General features: G+C 73.9%; 3 protein-coding genes and 2 pseudogenes. 2 read left to right on the forward strand and 3 right to left on the reverse strand.

What is annotated here, in order from left to right; translation table 11 throughout:
- Window positions 1-445 (forward strand): PaaI family thioesterase (locus AC2W7G_RS09195; protein WP_485868168.1); only part of this gene is annotated, 445 nt, incomplete at its 5' end.
- Window positions 446-910: 465 nt separating this feature from the next.
- Here AC2W7G_RS09195 and AC2W7G_RS09200 read toward each other — a convergent pair.
- The 3 genes and pseudogenes from AC2W7G_RS09200 to AC2W7G_RS09210 all read right to left on the reverse strand — a co-directional run.
- Window positions 911-1,135, reverse strand: a pseudogene (locus tag AC2W7G_RS09200) (NADPH-dependent F420 reductase); the annotation flags it as partial.
- A gap of 253 nt (window positions 1,136-1,388) precedes the next feature.
- Window positions 1,389-2,201 (reverse strand): annotated as a pseudogene (locus AC2W7G_RS09205) (MFS transporter); the annotation flags it as partial.
- Between the two features lie 304 nt (window positions 2,202-2,505).
- Complete coding sequence (locus AC2W7G_RS09210) at window positions 2,506-3,156, reverse strand: TetR/AcrR family transcriptional regulator (protein WP_485868169.1); 651 nt, start codon at window positions 3,154-3,156, stop codon at window positions 2,506-2,508.
- 248 nt (window positions 3,157-3,404) lie between these two features.
- On the opposite strand from AC2W7G_RS09210, the gene AC2W7G_RS09215 reads away from it, so the two are divergent.
- On the forward strand, window positions 3,405-4,826 hold a 1,422-nt coding region (locus AC2W7G_RS09215), incomplete at its 3' end, for an alkyl/aryl-sulfatase (protein ID WP_485868170.1).

Below are 4,826 nucleotides of genomic sequence, written 5' to 3' on the forward strand. Positions count from 1 at the left end.
CGAGGCGGCCGCCGCGCTGGACGCCCTCGCCGTGCCCGACGCGGAGCAGCCGTTCGGCCGGCTCACGACGTCCGGGCGGGGCCAGACGCTCGTGCCGCCCTACGCGGTCGAACGGGTCGACGACGAGGCGGTCACGGGCACGGTGACGTTCGGCGACTTCCACCGAGGCGAGAACGGCGCCGCGCACGGCGGAGCGGTCAGCACGTTCTTCGACGAGGTCTGCGGGACGCTCGCCAACGCGGTCGCGGGCCGGCCGGCGCGCACCGCGTACCTGCGGGTCGACTACCGCTCGGTGACCCTCGTCGGCGTCGAGCACGTCTTCGCCGCCCGCGTCGAGCGGGTCGAGGGCCGCAAGCACACGGTCACCGGCACGCTGCACGCCGGCGACCGGCTCGTGGCCGAGGCGCAGAGCCTGTTCGTGACCCTGCGCCCCGGCCAGCAGTAGGTCAGCGCGTCGCCTGCGCCAGGGCCGCGCTGAGCTCGTCCGCCGTGACCGGCTTGGCCGGCGCGTGCCACCGGCCGCCGCCGTCGCCGGATCCGCGAAGTACGGGACGCCGTAGGCCGGGGTGCCCGGCTCGTAGCGCCAGCCCTCGGCCAGCGGCCCGGCGTCGAGGGCGTCGAAGCCCAGCTCGTCGAGCAGCTGCACGACCTCGCCCTTGGCGCGCTCGTCGTCGCCCGCGATCGCGAGCGCCGAGCGCTCCGCGTCGCCGGAGGGGCGGGCGAGCTCGGGGATGTGCGCGAAGGCGATGTTGTTGAACGCCTTCACCACCTGCGAGTCGGGCAGGTGGCGCTGCAGCAGCTCCGAGGACGTCGCCTCGCCGGAGTCGAGCTCGGCGATCTGGCCGTCGCGCTGGGGGTAGTAGTTGTTGGTGTCGATGACGGTCTTGCCGCGCAGCGGCTCGACCGGGACCGACGCGTAGGCGGCGAGCGGGATGGTCACGACGACGACGTCGCCGGCCTCGGCCGCCTCCTGCGGCGTCGCGGCCCGGGCGCGGGAGCCCAGCTCGTCCACGAGGCCGGCGAGGCTGTCGGGCCCGCGCCGGTTGCTCAGGACGACGTCGTGCCCCGCCGCCACCGCGAGTCGCGCGATGGCGCTGCCGATGTTTCCGCTGCCGATGAGTCCGATGGTGGTCATACCCAGGGCCAAGCCGGACCGGCGGCGGACTATTCCGCGCCGCCCCGACGCCCGCCGGCACGGTGGCCCGGTGCCGGGTGGAGATCGTGGCCGTGATGAGCGTGAACGCGAGCACCGCGACCAGGCAGACGACCATCCACGCGCGCCAGCCGTCCGTGGCCTCGACCACCCGCGGCGCGAACAGCACGGCGGCCAGGATGCACAGCCGGCTGACCAGGTGCTGCAGGCCGAACGCCGTGCCCTGCGCGTCGGGGTGGATCTCCTCGACGTGCTCGGAGAAGCTCGCCTGCCAGGTGCCGAACGTGGCGGCCACGGAGCCGCCGAGGGCGACGAAGAGGACGACCACGACCGCGGTGGGCAGGTCCGCGCCGGCCGACGTCACCGCGATGAGCACGGCCAGGCAGGCGCAGGCGGCCACGCCGCCGGAGAGCAGGTAGGGCTTGCGCGCCTGGGTCGTGTCGGACTTGCGCGCCCACACCAGGCTGCCGAGCAGCGCGGCCGCCCAGAACGACATGGTCACGACCGACGCCTCGCGCACGCCCAGCTCGAGCTGGTCGACGAGCATCTTCTGGGCGTACGTGTTCATCGTGGCGAGCAGGACGAACATGAGCGACATCGCCGCCACGTGCGCGGCCACGACGCGGTGCTGCAGCAGCGCCCAGGCCCCGGGGCGGGCGGCGTCGGCGTCGCGCTCCACGACGTGCTCGTCGGAGTGCCGGGTGTGGTGGCGCACCTCGGGCGCCAGGTCCTGCAGGAAGACCATGACGAGCACCGAGCGGGCGAAGGCGAAGCCGGCCATGATGTACAGCTGCGAGTGCCAGGTGCCGAAGAGGTCGAGCGTCGCGGCGGCGATGCCGGCGGCGACGAAGTCGGCGCCGAGCGAGCCCCACGACCAGAACGCGAAGGCCTGCGCCCGGCCGACGCGCGGCGTGAAGTCGCGGATGAGCGGCTGGGTGCCGGCCATGGCCACGCCCTCGACGAAGGCGAGCAGGATGCGGGCGGCGGTGAACTGGCCCGGCGTGTGCGACCAGGCCATGAACAGGCAGGACGCGGCAGACAGGAACATCCACGGCACGATGACCCGGACGCGGCGACCCGGTCGACCAGGCGGCGCCCAGGAAGCCGGCCAGCGCGCCGCACAGCAGCGAGGCCGCCGCGATCGCGCCGTACGTCTTGAGGGACATGCCGATGTCGTCGAGCAGCAGCGGCAGCACCGGCGCCAGCTGGCCCTCGTACGCGGAGATGAAGCACGCGGTGACGACGACGGCCACGAGGACCCGTCGCCTCGACCCGGTCGGGTACTCCGTGAGCTCGCGGCGGTACCGCATCATGCGGCTGTCCCTTTTCTTGGACACCCTGTCTAGAAAGTGTCAACGAGGGGACTGTACGTGATGTGATGCGGCGCACACAAGCGGTCCGCGCGGATCACTCCTGGTCGAAGCCGCTGGCCCAGTACCGGCCGCGGCGGGACAGCTCGACGAGCGTCTCGATGACGTCGTCCAGTGCGGGACGCGGCGCGGCGACTCCAGCCACCACAGCAGCACGGACGTCTGCTCGCCGGCCCAGGCTCGGGCCACGACCCGCAGGTCGACGCGGGGCGTGACGCCGAGCGACTCGGCCCGGGCGCGGAAGACCTCGAGCGCCCGGTCGCCCCAGGCGTCGGCCAGCAGGCGCAGGCCCCGGCCGTCGCCCTCGCCGCGCAGGATCATCCGGTAGAGGTCGGCGTTCTCGGCCGCGTGACGGAACAGCGTGTCGACCGGCTTGCCCGTGAAGCCCTTGTCGGTGACGTCCGTGACCGGCGCCAGGCGCTGCTCGAGGTCGTCGATGACGCTGCGGACGACGTGGTCGTAGAGCTTCTCCTTGTCGGGGAAGTGGGTGTAGAAGGTGGCGCGCCCGACCCCGGCCTCGGCGACGATGTCCTCGACGGTGAGCGCCGAGTAGCCCCGGCTCAGCGACAGGGACACGAGCGCGTCCCGCAGCAGGGTGCGCGTCCGGGTGCGGCGCTTGTCCTCGCGTTCCATGCCCGCAGTTCTAGCAGAGCCGCGCCCGGCGTCGACGTGTTGGACGAAGTGTCCAGTATCGTCGTGCGGGACGACCGCCGGCGTCCGGTGCCGGCCGAGGGGGGAGACCCGATGGACGAGCAGGCCCACGACGCCGACCGCGGGTTCCTGGCCCCGCCGCTCGAGGCCCAGGTGCGGGACGGGTCCGGACGCCGTGGTGGCCGACGCGCGGCGTCGACGACTTCCTGGCCGGCGACGCCCCGGACACGGTGCACCCGGGCCTGTGGGAGCACAGCCGCCGCAGCACCCGCGCCGGCCTGTTCGAGGTCTGCGAGGGCGTCTACCAGGTGCGCGGGACGGACCTGGCCAACCTCACGGTCGTCGAGGGCGCCACCGGTGTGGTCGTCCTGGACGTGCTCACCTGCGCCGAGACGGCGGCCGCCGCGCTGGCCCTCTACCGCTCGGTGCGCGGCGAGCGTCCCGTCCGCGGCGTCGTCATCACCCACCCGCACGCCGACCACTTCGGCGGCATCGACGGCGTCCTCGAGGGAGCCGGCGACGTGCCCGTCGTGGTGCCGGAGGGCTTCCTCGAGCACGCGGTCAGCGAGAACCTGCTCACCGGCCCGGCGATGTCGCGCCGGTCGGCGTACATGTACGGCGCCGCGCTGGAGGCGTCCCCCACCGGCCACGTGTCCAACGGGCTGGGGCCGCGCCTGGCTCGCGGGACGACCGGCATGCCGCGCCCGACGCACGAGGTGCGCCGCACCGGCGAGGTCGTCGAGATCGACGGCGTCGTCATGGAGATGCAGCTGACGCCCGGGACCGAGGCGCCGGCGGAGATGAACGTCCTGCTCCCGGGGCTCCGCGCGCTGTGCGTGGCCGAGAACGCCATGCACTCGATGCACAACATCATCACGCTGCGCGGTGCCCAGGTGCGCGACGCCCGGGCCTGGGCGCGCTACCTGGACGAGACGATCGCGCTGTACGCCGACCGGGCGGACGTGCTGCTGGCGACGCACCACTGGCCGACGTGGGGTCCCGAGCGGGTGCGGGGCTTCCTGGAGGACCAGCGCGACGTCTACGCCTACCTGCACGACCAGACCGTGCGGCTCATGAACCGGGGCCTGACCCCGCGCGAGATCGCCGAGACCCTCACCTTCCCGCCGGAGCTGGCCGCGTCACCGGCCGGGCACGGCTACTACGGCTCGCTCAGCCACAACGTCAAGGGCATCTACCAGCGCTACCTCGGCTGGTACGACGCCAACCCGGCCCACCTGTGGCCGCTGCCGCCCGAGCAGGAGGCGCGGCACTGGATGCGCGTCGTGGGTGGGACGGGCCGGGCGCTCGCCGCGGCGCGGGAGCTCGTGCTCGAGGGCGAGCTGCGCTTCGCCGCCACGCTGCTCGACCAGGTCGTGTTCGCCGACCCGCAGGACCGCGCCGCGCGCGAGCTGCTGGCCGAGGTCTACCGGAGGCTGGCGGCCCGGGTCGAGAACGCGACGTGGCGCAACTGCTACCTGACCGGTGCGCTCGAGCTCCTCGAGGGCCCACCGCCGGCCGCCGGTCCGGGCGGTGCGCTGCTCGGGGTCGTCGGTCCCGAGGAGCTGCTCGACGTCCTCGCCGTGCGGGTCGACGGGCCGCGCGCCGGGACGCGGACGCGTCCTCGACTGGGAGTGGCCGGCGCCGCGACGTGG

The organism is Aeromicrobium sp. PFPM2_SD2, assembly GCF_057364525.1.

What these genes read in the sequence shown, in the direction of transcription:
- AC2W7G_RS09210 (WP_485868169.1), bottom strand. Translation starts at nt 3,156, where the DNA reads ATGGAACGCGAGGACAAGCGCCGCACCCGGACGCGCACCCTGCTGCGG.